A 15,571-nucleotide genomic window follows, 5' to 3' on the forward strand; every position below is an offset into this window, starting at 1 on the left:
GCGCTCTCCTGGCTGTGAAACGTTCCATCTCCAGTCTAGTAATAACGTTTCATTTTGAGAGCCGTCCGCTCAAAGATTTCGACCCGACCTACCCCTCTGTATCGCGCCCCTAGAATTGCAGCATGCCTGAGCTGACAATTCCCACTGACCTGCTGCCCGCCGACGGACGATTCGGCTGCGGCCCGTCCAAGGTGCGCCCGGAGCAGCTGGCCCACCTCGCGGGAGCGGGCGCGTCCATCCTCGGCACCTCGCACCGCCAGGCGCCGGTCAAGAACCTGGTCGCGAGTGTGCAGTCCGGCCTCGGTGAGCTGTTCCGCATCCCCGATGGCTACGAGGTCGTGCTCGGCAATGGTGGATCGACCGCGTTCTGGGATGCCGCATCCTTCGGTCTCATCGAGAAGCGCGCGCAGAACCTCGTCTTCGGCGAATTCAGCAGCAAGTTCGCTGCGGCCGCCGGTGCGCCCTGGCTTAAGGCACCATCCGTCATCAAGGCGGATGTCGGCTCACGCAGCGAGGTGCAGCCGGCTGGAGGCATCGACGTCTACGCCTGGCCCCACAACGAGACCTCCACGGGCGTCATGGCGCCGGTCACTCGCGTGCAGGGCGACGACGGAGCGCTCACCGTGATCGACGCCACAAGTGCGGCTGGCGGGATCGACTTCGACTCCTCGCAGGCCGACGTGTACTACTTCGCACCGCAGAAGAACCTGGCATCGGATGGCGGACTCTGGTTCGCGCTCTTCTCCCCCGCCGCCCTCGAGCGGGTGGAGCGTATCGCCGCGACAGACCGCTACATCCCCGAGTTCCTGTCGCTCAAGAACGCGGTGGCAAACTCGCGTCTGAACCAGACGCTCAACACCCCCGCGATCGCGACGCTTCTTCTGCTCGACAACCAGGTGCAGTGGATCAACGGCAACGGCGGACTCGCCTGGGCCGATGCGCGCACGAAGGAATCGTCATCCGCCCTGTACGACTGGGCAGAGTCGGTGGACTACGCGACCCCGTTCGTGACGAACCACGACCACCGCTCGCAGGTGGTCGTGACGATCGACTTCGCCGAGAAGATCGACGCCGCCGCGGTGGCGAAGTCGCTGCGCGCCAACGGAATCGTCGACACGGAGCCGTACCGCAAGCTCGGCCGCAACCAGCTGCGCATCGGCACCTTCGTGGCGATCGACCCCGCGGATGTGCGCCAGCTCATCGCCTCGATCGAGTACGTGGTGGAGCACCTCTAATACGTCCGCCGGTCGAGTAGCGTTGAGGCATGCGCCTGTGGCTGAAGGATTCCGAGCGCCGGCCCGACCCGGCTCCCGCGAAGACGGATGACCGCAAGGCCGTGCTGGTCGGTGCGGTGCTGTGGCTGGCCGCCCTCGTCGCCGTGCTCGTGTTCGCGCGCCCCCTCAGCGAGAGCGGAGCGCAGCGGGCCCTGTGGACCTGCGTCGCGGGCCTCGCGCTCGGTGCCGTCGGCATCCTCTACGCGGTGAGGCGTCACCGCCGAGGCTGACCGGAGCTAGTGCGAGCTCGCCCTGCGGTGAGTCCGTCGCGGCTTGTCTGCGAGAGCTGAAGCGGCATCCGCTTCCGCAGCGGCGTCAGAAGCGTCAGCATCAGAGTCGTCGGCATCATCAGAATCCTCTGCCTCAGCAACATCCTCGGCGTCATCCTCGGCGTCATCGTCAAGCGCATCGTCGATGTCGACGCCGTCGAGGTCTCCGCCGTGAAGCACGTCGTTGTCGAGCTCGTCGTCATCGTCGTCATCGACGTCGACCTCGGGCTCCTCCTCCGACTCTCCGCCGTCGAGGCCCGCGGCATCCTGCGCGGCGCGGTAGTCGGCGAGCCGCTCCACCCACGGCACCCAGTCCGGCGCGAGCAGTGCGCCGTCGCCGGGCAACAGCTCGGTCTCGAGCACCGAGGGGGCGCCCCCGTCGATGTGCGCAACGCTCACGGTCCAGTGCCAGCCCGGATACCCGGCGAGCGTCGTCTCGAAGTGCACGGAGACGACGCCGTCGCCCTCGTCCACCGATCCGGCGTTCGCGCCCACGGCATCCGCGCTCGTGATCTCGAGCAGCGCCGCGCGGCCGAGGTCGAAGTCGGCGTCGGTCGCGCCCGCCGCAGTCTCTGCGTTCGCCACCCTAGGCATCCAGCTGATCTGCGACCTTGCGCAGCATCGCGGCAACAGTTCTGCCGTGGCTGCCCTCGGGATAGCGTCCGCGCTTGAGGTTCGAGCCGACGCCGTCGAGAAGCTTCACGAGGTCTTCGATGATCACGGCCATGTCATCCGCTGGCCTGCGGTTCAGTTTGGAGAGGCTCGGAGGCGTCTCGAGAAGTCGCACCGAAAGCGCCTGCGCACCGCGCTTGCCATCGGCGATGCCGAACTCGAGCTTGGTGCCGGCCTTCACCGAGGTGACCCCGGATGGCAGCGCCGAGGCGTGCAGGAAGACCTCCTGGCCGTCATCAGAACTGATGAAGCCGAAGCCCTTCTCGTCGTCGTAAAATTTGACCTTGCCGGTGGGCATGGCACGTTCCTCTCGGTTGCTTGTACAGCGCACGGGTCTAAACAATAAGGATACGGCCATCGCATGCCCGTATCCTTGAGACTGTGGCACAAGAGACCCCAGCAACCATCCATCGTAGTGAACGCATCATCGCTTATATGATCGTCGCCATCGTCGCACTCTCGATCGCGGCCTTCTTCGCCATGATCATCGGTACCTTCGTTGGAATGACGGGGCCCGATTTCGCCCAGGGCATCTGGCCCGCCATCGCCTACGCACCGCTCATCGGACTTCCGATCGGCTTCATCCTGATCGTCGTTCTGCTCGTTCTCGGAATCCGGCGCCGCGGTCGTGAGGCCGCGAATGCGAACTCGAAGCGATAACGCCGCCAGACGCGGAGACGTCGTGGCCAGGGCGGAGAATGCGAATGACGGCGCATGACAACCGGCCACACGAAGGCGGGCCACATGAGGGCAGGCCAGATGAGTGACGTGCTCGCACTCGCAGGGCGACTGCGCGCCATGGGCGACCGGGAACTCGCGGATGCGGCACGCGCACGCGAGATCTCCGCGACTGGCATCAAGGACTTCTTCGATCTTGCCGAGGCGTTCCTCGGGGAGAGTTCGGTGCAGCAGATGCTCACGAGACTCGAGCGGCAGACGCTGGCGGTGCTCGCCGCTGCCGGAGCGCCACGCGACGACGGAACGGCGCCGAGCATCGCGGATGTCGTGGGCCGCCTCCACGCGCTCCGTGCGACGACAGCAGACGCAGACCTCGTCACGCAGCGGGCGGCCGAAGCCGACACCCTGCTCCTCGCCGAAGTGCACTCCGGCCACATCACGGTGTACGACAGCGTGCGCGCGCGGCTCGAGGCCTGGCCGTCGCTCGGACTCCCGGGCGCGGCCGAGCTGGCATCCGCCCCACAGCCCACGAGCCTCGGCTCTGTGCCGGATATCGACCGTCGCTTTGTCGACCGGCTCGCCGCCGACCGCGCCTTCGCCACCACGACCGCGATCACCGAACTTCTCACCGAGCTCGAACACGAACCGGCGCGAGAACTCGCTCGCGGCGGCGTTGCCCTGCCGGACACCAAGCGACTCGCGAGCGCTATGAGTGTCGAACTCGGCGCCGTCGCGACGCATCTCGCCGTGGCCGAACGCGCCATGCTCGTGACCCTCGACGGCCACAGCTGGATGGCGACCGATGCGGGAAGCTCCTGGCTGCTGCAGCCGTCGAGCAGGCGCTGGGCGCTGCTCACCGCGGCCTGGCTCGACGCGCTGCCCGGCGACATCCGTCACCTGCTGAGCGAGCGCACCCGCTCCCTGTGGGGCTCCGGCTTGCGCGGCTACATCGACTGGCTCTACCCGGCCGGCGGCGACTGGATGGACGAGCGCGTCACCGCGAACACCCGCCACGCAGAACTGCTCGGCATCACCGCGAACAACGCACCCTCCAGCCCCGGGTCGCTCCTGCTCGCGGGCACAACGGAGACCGCAGAGGCCGCCATGGCCGCCCTCCTACCGCCCGAGGTGGAGCAGGTGTACCTGCAGCACGACCTCTCCGTCGTGGCCCCGGGTCCGCTGACCCCGCGAGTGGATGCCCGGCTTCGCTCGCTCGCGGACGTCGAGAACCGCGCGCTGGCGTCCAGCTATCGCGTCTCGGCCTCAAGCCTCAACCGGGCTATGGCCGCGGGAGAGACGGCCGCCTCCCTGCGGGAGTTTCTCGAGAGCATCTCGCTCACCGGCATCCCGCAGCCGCTCGACTACCTCATCACCGAGACCGTCGTGCGCTACGGCCTCGTGCGGGTGGGGGCGGAGGCCGGCCACGGACCGGGGATCCGCAGCTACCTGCGTTCGGACGACGCAAACCTGCTCGCCGCGATCGCCGTGGACCAGACTCTCGCCTCATTCGGTCTCGCACGGGTCTCCGGCACGCGCATCCTCAGCCGGGTGGACTTCGACGTGCTGTTCTGGGCGGTGAGCGAGGCACGCTACCCGGTGGCCGCGGAGGACGCTGACGGCGCGATCATCTCGCTGCGGCGGCGCCACTCCGTGCGAGAGCGAACGGTCGCCGCCGATCCGATCGACACCATGATCGAGCGCCTGCGGCTCGCGGCGGAGCCCGACGATGAGGAGAACGATCAGGCCTGGCTCGTGCGGCAGCTGGAGACGGCCATCCGAACGAAGGCGGCGCTCACGGTGACCATCACGATGCCGAACGGCAGCACCATCGACTACCAACTCGAACCGACGAGCCTCGGCGGCGGCCGACTGCGCGCGCGCGACCGAAAGTCGGCCATCGAGCGCACCCTGCCGCTGTCGAGCATCGCCGCGATCACGCCAGCACCCTGATCGAGAAGCAGAGGGCGTCGAACGCCCGACGAGACAGCACGAAAGGACCACGCGTGACCGAAGGCAGGCCCGGAACCGCAGCCCACCCCGTCGAGCTCGAAACGCTGAAAGCGGCCACCGCGGGAGCACTTGAGCTCGTGGATGTCGACGGCGGCTTCTCGCCCCGCCGCTTGACCCGGAGCGCGCTCGCCGAACGCGCGGATGAGAACATCCGGCTCGTCTCGGGTCTTGCCACCGGCGTGCGTCTGCGATTGACCACGGCGGCGACCGTCATCGAGCTCGACATGTCGATCCGCACTCGCGTGCTCGAGAAGGGCGTGGCCGTCAACACACCGGCAATAGGCGTCGAAGTGTCGGGAGAACTCGTCGAGCGAGTGCAGAACGACACCTTCGCACGGCGCTGGCCGGATGACACGGGCGGCGTCATCGAGAGCGGCACGGCCCGCAGTGTGGTGCGCCTCGCCCCCGGCGGAGATGGCAGCATCGAACGCCCTGTCACCGTCTGGCTGCCCCACGATGCGGAAGTCGTCATCCATTCCGCGCACGCCGACGCCCCGGTGGGCGTCGCCGACGCCGACCCGCGGCCCGTCTGGGTGCATCACGGCAGTTCGATCAGCCACGCGCTTGCGGCCCCTGGCCCGTTCGGCCCGTGGCCGCAGCGAGCCGCACGCGATCTCGACCTCAACCTCACCAACCTCAGTCTCGCCGGGCAGGCCGTGCTCGACCCGTCGGTCGCGCGGGCCATCGCCGCGTGCCCCGCAAGCATCATCACACTCAAACTCGGTATCAACGTCATCAACTGCGATGGCTTGAGCGTGCGCACCTTCACCCCGGCGGTTCATGGCTTCCTCGATCTGATCAGGCAGGTTCAGCCGCACACGCCCATCGTTCTCATCACGGCCTTCGCCTGCCCGATCCACGAGAACACCCCGGGGCCGACCGTTGCCGGGCCGGACGGCAAGGCGATGCCGCTCCCGCGCATCCAGGATGACCGCGACGGACGACTCACCCTCTCGGCAACCCGAGACCTCATCGGCTCGGTGGTGCAGAGCAGGAACGACGATGCGCTCTTCCTGCTCGACGGGCTGACGCTCTTCGGCCAGGCCGATGCACATCTCCTCGCCGACAACCTGCATCCGGATCTCGAAGGCATCGACCTCATCGGTGAGCGCTTCGTGAGAGTCGCGCGAGACCGGCGCTCACCCCTCGGCAAAGCACTCCGCGGGTAGACTCTCAAGGATGACCTCTGCCGCCGAAACCGTGCTCGACGCGCCCGCAGGCGGGCCCCTGATCGTGCAGAGCGACCGCACTGTTCTGCTCGAGGTCGCGCATCCGGCCGCCGAGGATGCCCGCCACGACCTCGCCGTCTTCGCCGAACTCGAGCGCGCGCCCGAGCACATCCACAGCTACCGCATCACCCGCCTCGGGCTCTGGAACGCGCGCGCCGCCGGACACACGGCCGAGGACATGCTCGCGACCCTGGAGAAGTATTCTCGGTTCCCCATTCCGCAGTCGGTGTCGGTGGACATCACCGAGACCGTTGGCCGCTACGGCCGCCTCATCATCGAGCGCGAGGATGACGGCACTCTCGTGCTGCGGTCGACCGACACCGCGGTGCTGGCCGAGATCGTTCGCGCGCGCAAGATCGCCCCGCTGCTGTTCCTGCCAGACGACCAGCGTGGCAAGGGGCCGGCGATCAACCGGTACATCATCCAGCCGTGGGCGCGCGGGCAGGTGAAACAGGAGCTCGTGAAGCTCGGCTGGCCCGCGGAGGACCTGGCCGGCTACACGCCCGGCACACCGCATCCGATCGACCTCATCGAAGGCGACTGGAAGCTGCGGGGGTACCAGCACCAGGCGATCGACAACTTCTTCATCGGCGGATCCGGCGTGGTCGTGCTGCCCTGTGGCGCCGGCAAGACCCTCGTGGGCGCGGGCGCAATGGCTACGGCCAAGACCAACACACTCGTGCTTGTGACCAACACGGTCTCGGCACGGCAATGGCGCACCGAGCTTCTGGCACGCACGAGCCTCACCGAAGACGAGATCGGCGAATACTCCGGGCAGGTCAAGGAGGTCAAGCCGGTCACGATCGCGACCTACCAGATCCTCACGGCGAAGCGGAAGGGCGAGTATGCGCACCTCGCACTCCTCGACGCCATGGACTGGGGGCTCGTGATCTACGACGAGGTTCACCTGCTGCCCGCCCCGGTGTTCAAACTCACGGCGGAGCTGCAGGCCCGCCGCCGCCTCGGCCTCACCGCAACGCTCGTGCGCGAGGATGGCCGCGAGGGCGATGTGTTCAGCCTCATCGGACCGAAGCGATTCGACGCCCCGTGGAAGGAGATCGAGGCGCAGGGCTTCATCTCCCCCGCGTCGTGCTTCGAGGTGCGGATCGACCTGCCCCAGCAGGAGCGGCTGGAATACGCGGCCTCGGCAGACGCCGAGCGGTACCGTCTCGCAGCCACCGCCCCGGCGAAGCTCGACGTCGTGCGGGCGCTCGTGCGCAGGCACGAGGGCGAGCGCATCCTCGTGATCGGGCAGTACCTCGACCAGATCGACGAACTCGCCGACACCCTGAACGCCCCCAAGCTCACCGGATCGACCCCGGTGGATGAACGCGAGCGGCTCTACCAGGAGTTCCGCGACGGCACGACGAAGCTGCTCGTGGTCTCCAAGGTCGCAAACTTCTCGGTGGACCTGCCGGAGGCGACCGTGGCCATCCAGGTCTCCGGATCGTTCGGGTCGCGCCAGGAGGAGGCCCAGCGACTCGGTCGCCTGCTGCGCCCCAAGGAGTCGGGGCTGCCGGCCAACTTCTACACCCTCGTCGCCCGCGACACCGTCGACCAGGACTTCGCCCAGAACCGCCAGCGCTTCCTCGCCGAGCAGGGATACAGCTACACGATCCTCGACGCCGACGCCCTCGACGCCGCGTAGCCCTCACCGAGCGCGTTCGCCCCGGTACCGACTCCACGCGGCGTCGGCCTCGCGCGCGAACCTCAGACGATGCGCCGCCTCGTCAACGATGCGGCAGTCATAGCGCCAGCACCGATGACAAGACGGCGCATCGTTGGATGAATGCGACCGGGTCGGCAGCGGGCATCAGGGGCGAATGTAACGCAGCAGCAGGGTGCCGTCATCGCCGAGCAGCGCGTGGGCTAACGTCATGCCCGTGAGGGCGGCCGGGTGGCCGTCCGTGATGCGGCGCGCGGTGCCGCCCTCGAGCTGCGAGGCGAGGGTGAGGCAGAGCTCGTCGATCGCACCGTCCTGGATCATCGAGCCGAGCAGGTGCGGCCCGCCCTCGCTGTGCATCTGCGGAAGTCCGCGTCCGGCCAGCCGCTCGCGCATGAGTGAGCTGTCGACACGCTCCTCGCCGCAGTCGATCAGCTCCGCGACCTCGGCGAGCGCCGCGCGACGATCCGCCGGTGCCGCAGCGCAGGTGATCACGAGAGGCCGCTGGGGGGCATCCGTGAAGACGTTGCTGGCGGGATCGAGCTTCAGCCGGGCCGAGACGATGGCGAACTGCGGATGCGGTGCCAGCCCGTGCTCCTCGCGCCACCGCATCGCGTCGGCATCGAGTAACGAGCCGCCATATCCCTCGGCGCGCACGGTGCCTGCGCCGACGACGATGACATCCGCGAGCCGCCTCAGGGTGTGGAACACCCGCTGGTCCGCGACGGAGCCGAGCCCGGCAGACAGTCCCTCGTGGGTCGCCGCGCCGTCGAGACTCGCGACGAAGTTAGCCCTCAGCCACGGCACGCTTCGATCGCCGACCGTGTAGAACCCGACGAGCTGCTCGTCGGTGAGCGCCTCCGTCGAGGCGGTCAGCGAGCGGATGCCGTCGGGCTCAGCCACGGGCGACCCGAGAAGGAACGTGACCGGCGACACGACCCTGGTCCGACCATTCCGGCTCCGCGAGATCCCGGTTGTGCAGGGTCCAGGCCGGCTGCCGCCACCCGAGCATCGCCTCGGTCATGTGCACGGCGTCGACGGCAGCGCGCACGTTGTGCATCCGCACGATGCGCGCGCCCTCCATGATGCAGAACACCGCCGCCGCGAGCGAGCCCTCCAGGCGCTGGCCCTGCTCGCGATCGAGGGTCTCGCCGATGAAGTCCTTGTTCGACACGGCGGCGAGCGTGGGGTATCCGAGCGCGACGATCTCACTCAGCCTGCGGGTGATCTCGAGCGAGTGGAATGTGTTCTTGTTGAGGTCGTGCCCCGGGTCCACGATGAGCCGCTCGTGCGGGATGCCCGCGGCCTGGGCCTCGTCGACCTTGGCACGCAGGAAGGCGACCACGTCATCCACCACGTCGTCGTACTCCGGGGCCACGGGCTCCGCGCGCGGCGGCTGCAGGCTGTGGGTGAGCACGAGGGTGGCGTCGGTCGAGGCGACGACGGACGCCATCCGCGGGTCCCACAGACCACTCGTGTCGTTGATCACCCCGGCCCCCGCCGCGATGGAGGCCTCCGCCACCGCGGCACTGAAGGTGTCGACGGAGATCACGACATCCGTCTCGGCAGAGATCGCCGCGACGACGGGCACGACCCGTTCGAGCTCTTCGTCGAGGGAGACGGCCGGGCCCCGCCCAAACGGGACCCCGCCGATGTCTACCCAGTCCGCGCCCTCACGCACGGCGGCGAGCGCGGCACTCACCGCCTTGTCGAGGGCGAAGGTCGACCCCTTGTCGTAGAAGGAGTCCGGCGTGCGATTGATGACGGCCATGACGGCGACCTCGCGGTCGAAATCGAATTCCCTGGCACCGATTCGTCGAATCACGTCGGCATTCCTCCTGGTGTGGCGAGAGCGGGCAGAACTCAGAGCTCCTCGAGCGGCACGGACTCGTCTGCGAGCCGCGCTTCATCGATCTTCGCACCCTCGCGGATGATGCGCTGCACCTGCTCGTTGACATCCCACACGTTCACGTTCATGCCGGCGACGACCTTGCCGTCGGCCACCCAGAACGCGATGAACTCGCGGCTGTCCTTGTTGCCGCGGTAGACGACCTTCGCGTCACGCGTGAGCGGCCCGTAGCCGGAGTACTCCATGCCGAGATCGAACTGGTCGGTGTAGAAGTACGGGATGTCGTCGAAGGCGACCTCCTGGCCGAGCATCGCGCGGGCTGCGGCCGGTCCCTCGTTGAGGGCGTTGGCCCAGTGCTCGCTGCGCAGGCGCTGTCCGATGAGCGGGTGCAACGCGCTCGCCACGTCCCCGGCCGCGTAGATGTCTGGGTCGCTCGTCTTCAGCGACGCATCCGTGAGAATGCCGTTGTCGACATCCAGGCCAGCGTCCTTGGCGAGCTGCACGTTCGGCACTGCACCGATTCCGACGAGCACGAGATCGGCTGGCACGATCTCGCCGCCGTCCAGGGCGACGCCGTTCACGTGCCCGTCAGCGCCGACGATCTTGTCGACGATGAGGGATGTGCGCAGCACGACGCCCTTTTCCTTGTGGTAATCGGCAAACAGGGTTCCTAGCTCGTCGCCGAGCGCGTTTGCGAGCGGAATCGGATCACGCTCGAGGATCGTCACCTCGTTGCCGAGGGTGCGGGCGGTCGCGCCGACCTCCATGCCGATCCAGCCGGAGCCGACCAGCACGAGCTTCTTGCCGCCGGCCTTCAGTTCGGCCTGCAGCGCCTCGGAGTCGTCGAGGGTGCGCAGGTAATGCACACCGGCGAGGTCAGCGCCCTCGATCGGGAGTTGCCGCGGGGACGAGCCCGTGGCAAGCAGCAGCTTGTCGTACGGGAGCTTCTCGCCGGTGGAGAGCGTCACCTCGTGCGCTGCGCGGTCGATGCTCGTCGCGCTCGTGCCGGTCTTCACGTCGATGTGATTCTCGGCGTACCACTCCGAGGGGTGCACGTAGACGGCGTCGAGTCCGTCGGAACCGTTCAGATACCCCTTCGACAGCGGCGGACGAATGTACGGCTCGTGCTTCTCGGAGGCGAGCAGCGTCACACTCCCGTCGAAGCCCTGCTTGCGCAGCTCCTCGGCGGCGGATGCTCCGGCGAGGCCGCCTCCCACGATGACGAAGTTCTGTTCTGTGGACATTCATGCCTCCCGGCGATTGGTGTACTGCTTTCAGTTGTACGCGGTTTGGGTGGTGAGGGATACCCGTGTTGCGAGGCTCACAGCGAGCCCACACGGGCCGGATGCGCGCAGCCGAGCCACCCGCATCCGGACGGTCAGTGCGAGCCGGTGAAGAACCGCTCGCGCAGTGCCGCATCGTCTGCGACCTCGCCGAGGAAGGTCGAGGTGACGGTGATAGCCCCGGCCGACTGCACGCCGCGAAGCGACATGCACATGTGCTCGGCCTCGATCACGACGCCGACGGCCCTCGCGTCGAGGTGCTCCTGCAGGTAGTCCGCGACCTGTTTCGTGAGGCGCTCCTGCACCTGCAGATCGCTCGCGAACATCTCCACGACGCGCGCGAGCTTCGAGATGCCGAGGATGCGCTTGCCGGGGATGTACCCGACGTGGGCCACTCCCCGAAATGGCAGCATGTGATGCTCACAGAGGGAGTGGAACGGGATGTCCCGCACGAGAACGAGGTCTTCGTAGCCTTCGTCGTTGGGGAAGGTCGTCATCACGAACTCGCGTGGCGTCAGCATCTCCGCGAAACTCGCGGCGACGCGGCGAGGGGTGTCGGCGAGATGCACGTCGGTGACGTCCCGGCCGAGCGCGGTCAACAGCTGGGCCACCGCATCCTGGGCCTTCGCGAGGTCAACGCCTGGCGTCTCCTCGACGATCGTCAGGAGCGGGGCATCCGGCGCAGACTCCGTGATGAGTTCTGCCTCCACGAGCTTCGGCTCGGCGCTCACGGTGAGGCTCATTTCGCGTGAGCCGTCGCTGCGGGGCTGAAGGTCAGCCGGAACAGGGCGAGGGCCGCGACGAAGAGTCCGAAGTCACGAAGGGCGACGTCGAAGAAGCTGCCGAGCACGAGGAGGTCAATGATGATCCCGGCGAGCCAGATCGCGACAACGAGCGCGCCCCAGCGCGGCTTCCACAGCACGAGCAGGCCGGCGATGATCTCGACGACGCCGACGATGTACATGAACTGCTGCCCGGTCAACGGCAGGATGTCCGTGACGACGGGCGCGAGATAGTGCGGCCAGTCGGTGAGCAGGTTGAAGAACTTGTCCAGGCCGAACGCGATGGGTGCAATGGTGAACACCGTGCGCAGCAGGATCATTGCCTGCCTGGCCGGAGCCGCCGTGAAAATGGATCCGCTGTGTGGGGCGACGGATGCGTTGTCCGATGCGACGCTGGATGCGGGGGGAGTCATCGTCATTCCTTTCCAAAAGTTGTCTTAGCTGACTTTAGAAGCCGAAAGATTCTTTTGTCAAGATTTACTATTTTAGAGTTACGATGAATGCATGAACGAAGAAACGACCAGGCAGCTCTCCGCGCTCGCGGCGATCAGCGACCCGGCTCGTCGCTCGTTGTTCGACTTCGTCAGCCGCAGCAGCGAGGCCGTGAGCCGCGACCAGGCGGCCATCGCGCTGGAGATGCCGCGCGCGACCGCGGCCTTCCATCTCGACCGCCTCGTCGACGAGGGCGTGCTCGAGGTCGAGTTCAAGCGGCTCAGCGGCAAGACGGGCCCAGGATCCGGACGCCCGAGCAAGCTCTACAGGCTCGCACAGGTCGATCTCGAGGTCTCCATCCCCCAGCGGCACTACGAGCTCGCGGGTGAACTGCTCGCCTCCGCGGTCGAAGAGGCCGACCGCAGCGGGGAGGCCGTGCGAGAGGTGCTCTCGCGGGTCGCAACCGAGACCGGGCGCCGGATCGGCGAAGAGGCCGGCACGCTTCAGCGTGCACTCGAGAACACCGGCTACGAGCCGTGCGAAGACAGCGACGGCGGCATGATTCTCACCAACTGTCCGTTCCACCGACTCGCCACGAGCCACACCGACGTCATCTGCCACGCCAACCTCGGACTCCTCCAGGGAGTTGCGGATGGGGCGCACGACAGCGAGCACGACATCATCTTCGATCCCCAGGCCGGCCACTGCTGCGTGCGCATAGGCCCCGCCGCGTAACCCGCGGATCGCCGTCAGCTGGGGTCAACCTGCGCGCCGCAGCGCCAGCAGGTCGCGGGGAGAGCACCCTCGATGAGCGCGCCGCACTCCGCACACACGTGCTCGAGCCAGCACACCGGATCCCCCTGCGAGGTGAACTCGTGATCGCCGTCGATTTCCATCGTGAACCTCCGCTCGCGGGATCAACCGGGCACGATGCGACCCTGCCACATCAGTGTGCACCCGAAGCAGGAACACGGCAAGAATTTCTCCCAGCGAACATCCAGCTGACACGCAGATACTGACTCCATGAGCGATGGACCCAGAATTCTCATTGTCGATGACGAGCCCAACATCCGTGACCTTCTCACCACGAGCCTGCGCTTCGCGGGGTTCGCGGTGCGTGCCGTCGGGAACGGCGCACAGGCGATCTCTGCCGTGCTCGAGGAGGAGCCCGATCTCATCATTCTCGATGTGATGCTCCCCGACATGAACGGATTCGGCGTGACCAAGCGGCTGCGGGCATCCGGCTACACCGCACCCATCCTGTTCCTCACGGCGAAGGATGACACGGAAGACAAGATCACCGGCCTGACCGTCGGTGGCGATGACTACGTGACCAAGCCGTTCAGCCTCGACGAGATCGTGGCGCGCATCAAGGCCATCCTGCGCCGCACCATGCAGGACGAGGAGGACGCCATCATCCGCGCAGGCGAACTCACCATGGACCAGGACACCCACGAGGTCACGATCGGCTCGGAGCAGATCGAGCTCAGCCCCACCGAGTTCAAGCTGCTGCGCTACCTCATGCTCAACCCCAACCGCGTGCTCTCCAAGGCCCAGATCCTCGATCACGTCTGGGAGTACGACTTCAACGGCGACGCCGGCATCGTCGAGTCGTACATCTCCTACCTTCGCCGCAAGCTCGACCAGTACTCCGAGGAGCCGGTGATCCAGACCAAGCGCGGCTTCGGCTACATGCTCAAGGCAGCGCGGGTCTGACCGCGCCGCGCGCGTGTCAGTGGCTCGCCAGCTTGACGACATAGCCTTAGCCTCGTGCATGAGCGACTGAGCAATTGGTGGGGCGGGGTCTCCCTGCGCACCAAGATCACCGGTGTCACGGTGCTGCTCGTGACGCTCGGGCTGCTCGTCGCCGGCGTCGGCACGATGACGGCCCTGCGCAGCTACCTGCTCGCCCAGGTCGACAGCAACATCAGCAGCGCGGCTCGCGAGGTCACGACCATCACCTCGACCGGGTCGTCCACCTGCGAACAGAACTCCGGGCCGAACAAGTTCTTCTTCGCCGTGCTCGACGCCGACGGCAACTCCGTCTGCACCAATATCAACAGCACGCAGCCGAAGCCCGTGCTCAGGCAGCTGTCTATGAGCTCCGTGCTCGAGGCGCAGGGCAGGCCCGCGACCGTGTGGGACTCCACCCATACGCGCCAGTGGAGGGTCGTCGCCTTCGTCGGCAACGTCGAGGGGTCAGCGACCAACGTCACCGTCGTCGTGGGCGAGAGCCTCGATGCGAGCAACGCCACGATCAGCCAGTTCACGGTGATCTTCCTGGGTTTCGGACTGTCCGTGGTCATTCTCGGGGCCGCCCTCACCCGGCTGCTCGTGACATCCACCTTCGCCCCGCTGCGCGAGGTCGAGGCCACGGCCGCAGCGATCGCGGGCGGAGACTTCAGCCAACGGCTCCCGGGCGCAACACCCAACACCGAGGTCGGTCGGCTCAACCGCTCGCTCAACACCATGCTCGGGCGCATCGACCGCGCCTTCGCCGACCGCGCAAGAACCATCGACCAGATGCGCCGCTTTGTCGGTGACGCGAGCCACGAGCTGCGCACGCCGCTCGTGTCCGTGCGTGGATATGCGGAGTTGTACCGGATGGGCGCACTACAGAAGCCGGAGGACGTCGCCCAGGCGATGGAGCGCATCGAGAAGGAGGCGACGCGGATGGGCGAGCTCGTCAGCGACCTGCTCGAACTGGCCAGGCTCGACGAGGCCAAGCCGCTGCAGCTCGCGCCGGTCGACCTGCTCCCGATCGTGCACGACGCGGCGCTCGACACCATGGCCTCCTCCCCCGATCGCACCGTCACGGTCGTGACGAGCGTCATGGAGTCGGACGACGATGAGGAGGAGCCCGCGCCGCCGGAGCCCGCGCGGGCATCCACTCTCACCGGCCCCATCGCGTTCGCCGGAGCGCAGCTCGCGAGGCTGCGGTCGCGCCGCTCTCGCACCACCGCGGAGCAGCCGGTGCAGACCGCGGAGCAGGCGCGCGAGCAGGTGAAGGAGCAGGCCTTGGTCGTGCTGAGCGTTCCCGCGATCGTGCTCGCGGAGGAGAACAAGATCCGCCAGGTGGTGACCAATCTCATCGGCAACGCGATGCGATTCACTCCGGAGGGCAGCCCGCTTGAGCTCGGCGTGCGGGTGGATCCGCAGCGACAGGTCGCCATGATCGACGTCATCGATCACGGGCCGGGCATCCCCCCGCAGATCCGCGAGAAGATCTTCCAGCGCTTCTGGCGAGCAGACACCTCGCGCACTCGCGAGACCGGCGGCAGCGGGCTGGGGCTCGCCATCGTCTCCGGCATCGTCGCGGCCCACAAGGGCGAGGTGACCGTCATCGAGACTCCCGGCGGCGGCGCGACCTTCCGGGTCAGCCTTCCTCTCCTCCCCCAGTCGTAACCCGCGCCTTCTGTTCACAGGGGGC

The 15,571-nt window shown here is 67.4% G+C and carries 17 protein-coding genes; 9 read left to right on the forward strand and 8 right to left on the reverse strand.

The features are described from left to right. Positions 1 to 122: 122 nt before the first annotated feature. On the forward strand, positions 123 to 1,235 hold the full coding sequence (gene serC / locus ABUA28_RS01745) for a phosphoserine transaminase (RefSeq protein WP_349902177.1): 1,113 nt from the start codon (positions 123 to 125) through the stop codon (positions 1,233 to 1,235). Positions 1,236 to 1,264: 29 nt separating this feature from the next. Continuing rightward, the gene (locus ABUA28_RS01750; RefSeq protein WP_349902179.1) at positions 1,265 to 1,504 is read left to right on the forward strand and encodes a DUF2530 domain-containing protein; all 240 of its coding nucleotides are present in this window, start codon (positions 1,265 to 1,267) and stop codon (positions 1,502 to 1,504) included. Positions 1,505 to 1,510: 6 nt separating this feature from the next. On the opposite strand, the gene ABUA28_RS01755 is transcribed toward ABUA28_RS01750, so the two are convergent. Further along, complete coding sequence (locus ABUA28_RS01755) at positions 1,511 to 2,128, reverse strand: DUF3027 domain-containing protein (protein WP_349902181.1); 618 nt, start codon at positions 2,126 to 2,128, stop codon at positions 1,511 to 1,513. Between the two features lies 1 nt (position 2,129). Beyond that, entirely contained in the window at positions 2,130 to 2,513 is a 384-nt protein-coding gene (locus tag ABUA28_RS01760) for a cold-shock protein (protein ID WP_349902182.1), read from the reverse strand. Positions 2,514 to 2,596: 83 nt separating this feature from the next. On the opposite strand from ABUA28_RS01760, the gene ABUA28_RS01765 reads away from it, so the two are divergent. From ABUA28_RS01765 to ABUA28_RS01780, 4 genes are read left to right on the forward strand one after another with little or no spacing between them, the layout of a single operon-like run. Then, the gene (locus tag ABUA28_RS01765) at positions 2,597 to 2,875 is read left to right on the forward strand and encodes a multidrug ABC transporter ATPase (RefSeq protein ID WP_349902184.1); all 279 of its coding nucleotides are present in this window, start codon (positions 2,597 to 2,599) and stop codon (positions 2,873 to 2,875) included. 54 nt (positions 2,876 to 2,929) lie between these two features. Beyond that, complete coding sequence (locus ABUA28_RS01770; RefSeq protein WP_349902186.1) at positions 2,930 to 4,843, forward strand: helicase-associated domain-containing protein; 1,914 nt, start codon at positions 2,930 to 2,932, stop codon at positions 4,841 to 4,843. 53 nt (positions 4,844 to 4,896) lie between these two features. Beyond that, positions 4,897 to 6,072, forward strand: a complete 1,176-nt coding sequence (locus ABUA28_RS01775; protein ID WP_349902188.1) for an SGNH/GDSL hydrolase family protein — start codon at positions 4,897 to 4,899, stop codon at positions 6,070 to 6,072. 10 nt (positions 6,073 to 6,082) lie between these two features. After that, positions 6,083 to 7,780, forward strand: a complete 1,698-nt coding sequence (locus ABUA28_RS01780) for a DNA repair helicase XPB (protein WP_349902190.1) — start codon at positions 6,083 to 6,085, stop codon at positions 7,778 to 7,780. A gap of 165 nt (positions 7,781 to 7,945) precedes the next feature. On the opposite strand, the gene ABUA28_RS01785 is transcribed toward ABUA28_RS01780, so the two are convergent. The 5 genes from ABUA28_RS01785 to ABUA28_RS01805 all read right to left on the reverse strand — a co-directional run bounded on the left by ABUA28_RS01785 (position 7,946) and on the right by ABUA28_RS01805 (position 12,122). After that, positions 7,946 to 8,698 carry a pyrimidine reductase family protein gene (locus tag ABUA28_RS01785; protein ID WP_349902192.1) on the reverse strand — a complete coding sequence of 251 codons (753 nt, stop codon included), beginning with the start codon at positions 8,696 to 8,698 and terminating at the stop codon, positions 7,946 to 7,948. Next, the gene (gene folP / locus ABUA28_RS01790; RefSeq protein ID WP_349902686.1) at positions 8,691 to 9,566 is read right to left on the reverse strand and encodes a dihydropteroate synthase; all 876 of its coding nucleotides are present in this window, start codon (positions 9,564 to 9,566) and stop codon (positions 8,691 to 8,693) included. The genes ABUA28_RS01785 and folP overlap by 8 nt, the downstream gene beginning before the upstream one ends. A 92-nt stretch (positions 9,567 to 9,658) precedes the next feature. Continuing rightward, positions 9,659 to 10,888, reverse strand: a complete 1,230-nt coding sequence (locus tag ABUA28_RS01795) for an NAD(P)/FAD-dependent oxidoreductase (RefSeq protein ID WP_349902194.1) — start codon at positions 10,886 to 10,888, stop codon at positions 9,659 to 9,661. A 134-nt stretch (positions 10,889 to 11,022) separates the two neighbouring features. Beyond that, positions 11,023 to 11,670 (reverse strand): GTP cyclohydrolase I FolE, encoded by a 648-nt coding sequence (gene folE, locus ABUA28_RS01800; protein ID WP_349902196.1) that lies wholly within the window; start codon positions 11,668 to 11,670, stop codon positions 11,023 to 11,025. After that, a complete protein-coding gene (locus tag ABUA28_RS01805) occupies positions 11,667 to 12,122 on the reverse strand; it encodes a DoxX family membrane protein (RefSeq protein ID WP_349902198.1) in 456 nt (151 codons plus the stop codon). Before ABUA28_RS01805 ends, folE begins: the two co-directional genes overlap by 4 nt. 91 nt (positions 12,123 to 12,213) lie before the next feature. On the opposite strand from ABUA28_RS01805, the gene ABUA28_RS01810 reads away from it, so the two are divergent. Further along, positions 12,214 to 12,876: a helix-turn-helix transcriptional regulator gene (locus ABUA28_RS01810; protein ID WP_349902200.1), complete on the forward strand. Its 663-nt coding sequence runs from the start codon at positions 12,214 to 12,216 to the stop codon at positions 12,874 to 12,876. A 14-nt stretch (positions 12,877 to 12,890) separates the two neighbouring features. On the opposite strand, the gene ABUA28_RS01815 is transcribed toward ABUA28_RS01810, so the two are convergent. Next, positions 12,891 to 13,037: a hypothetical protein gene (locus tag ABUA28_RS01815; RefSeq protein ID WP_349902202.1), complete on the reverse strand. Its 147-nt coding sequence runs from the start codon at positions 13,035 to 13,037 to the stop codon at positions 12,891 to 12,893. Positions 13,038 to 13,164: 127 nt separating this feature from the next. Between ABUA28_RS01815 and ABUA28_RS01820 the strand changes: the two genes are divergently transcribed. After that, entirely contained in the window at positions 13,165 to 13,857 is a 693-nt protein-coding gene (locus ABUA28_RS01820; RefSeq protein WP_325519553.1) for a response regulator transcription factor, read from the forward strand. Between the two features lie 54 nt (positions 13,858 to 13,911). Next, the gene (locus ABUA28_RS01825) at positions 13,912 to 15,546 is read left to right on the forward strand and encodes a sensor histidine kinase (protein WP_349902204.1); all 1,635 of its coding nucleotides are present in this window, start codon (positions 13,912 to 13,914) and stop codon (positions 15,544 to 15,546) included. Positions 15,547 to 15,571 lie beyond the last annotated feature (25 nt).

This window comes from Parafrigoribacterium humi (assembly GCF_040227205.1).
In the GTDB taxonomy this organism is placed as follows: Bacteria; Actinomycetota; Actinomycetes; order Actinomycetales; family Microbacteriaceae; genus Parafrigoribacterium_A; species Parafrigoribacterium_A humi.

What these genes read in the sequence shown, in the direction of transcription:
- serC (WP_349902177.1), top strand. Translation starts at nt 123, where the DNA reads ATGCCTGAGCTGACAATTCCCACTGACCTGCTGCCCGCCGACGGACGA.
- ABUA28_RS01750 (WP_349902179.1), top strand. Translation starts at nt 1,265, where the DNA reads ATGCGCCTGTGGCTGAAGGATTCCGAGCGCCGGCCCGACCCGGCTCCC.
- ABUA28_RS01760 (WP_349902182.1), bottom strand. Translation starts at nt 2,513, where the DNA reads ATGCCCACCGGCAAGGTCAAATTTTACGACGACGAGAAGGGCTTCGGC.
- ABUA28_RS01770 (WP_349902186.1), top strand. Translation starts at nt 2,930, where the DNA reads ATGACAACCGGCCACACGAAGGCGGGCCACATGAGGGCAGGCCAGATG.
- ABUA28_RS01780 (WP_349902190.1), top strand. Translation starts at nt 6,083, where the DNA reads ATGACCTCTGCCGCCGAAACCGTGCTCGACGCGCCCGCAGGCGGGCCC.
- folP (WP_349902686.1), bottom strand. Translation starts at nt 9,566, where the DNA reads ATGGCCGTCATCAATCGCACGCCGGACTCCTTCTACGACAAGGGGTCG.
- ABUA28_RS01795 (WP_349902194.1), bottom strand. Translation starts at nt 10,888, where the DNA reads ATGTCCACAGAACAGAACTTCGTCATCGTGGGAGGCGGCCTCGCCGGA.
- folE (WP_349902196.1), bottom strand. Translation starts at nt 11,670, where the DNA reads ATGAGCCTCACCGTGAGCGCCGAGCCGAAGCTCGTGGAGGCAGAACTC.
- ABUA28_RS01805 (WP_349902198.1), bottom strand. Translation starts at nt 12,122, where the DNA reads ATGACTCCCCCCGCATCCAGCGTCGCATCGGACAACGCATCCGTCGCC.
- ABUA28_RS01810 (WP_349902200.1), top strand. Translation starts at nt 12,214, where the DNA reads ATGAACGAAGAAACGACCAGGCAGCTCTCCGCGCTCGCGGCGATCAGC.
- ABUA28_RS01815 (WP_349902202.1), bottom strand. Translation starts at nt 13,037, where the DNA reads ATGGAAATCGACGGCGATCACGAGTTCACCTCGCAGGGGGATCCGGTG.
- ABUA28_RS01820 (WP_325519553.1), top strand. Translation starts at nt 13,165, where the DNA reads ATGAGCGATGGACCCAGAATTCTCATTGTCGATGACGAGCCCAACATC.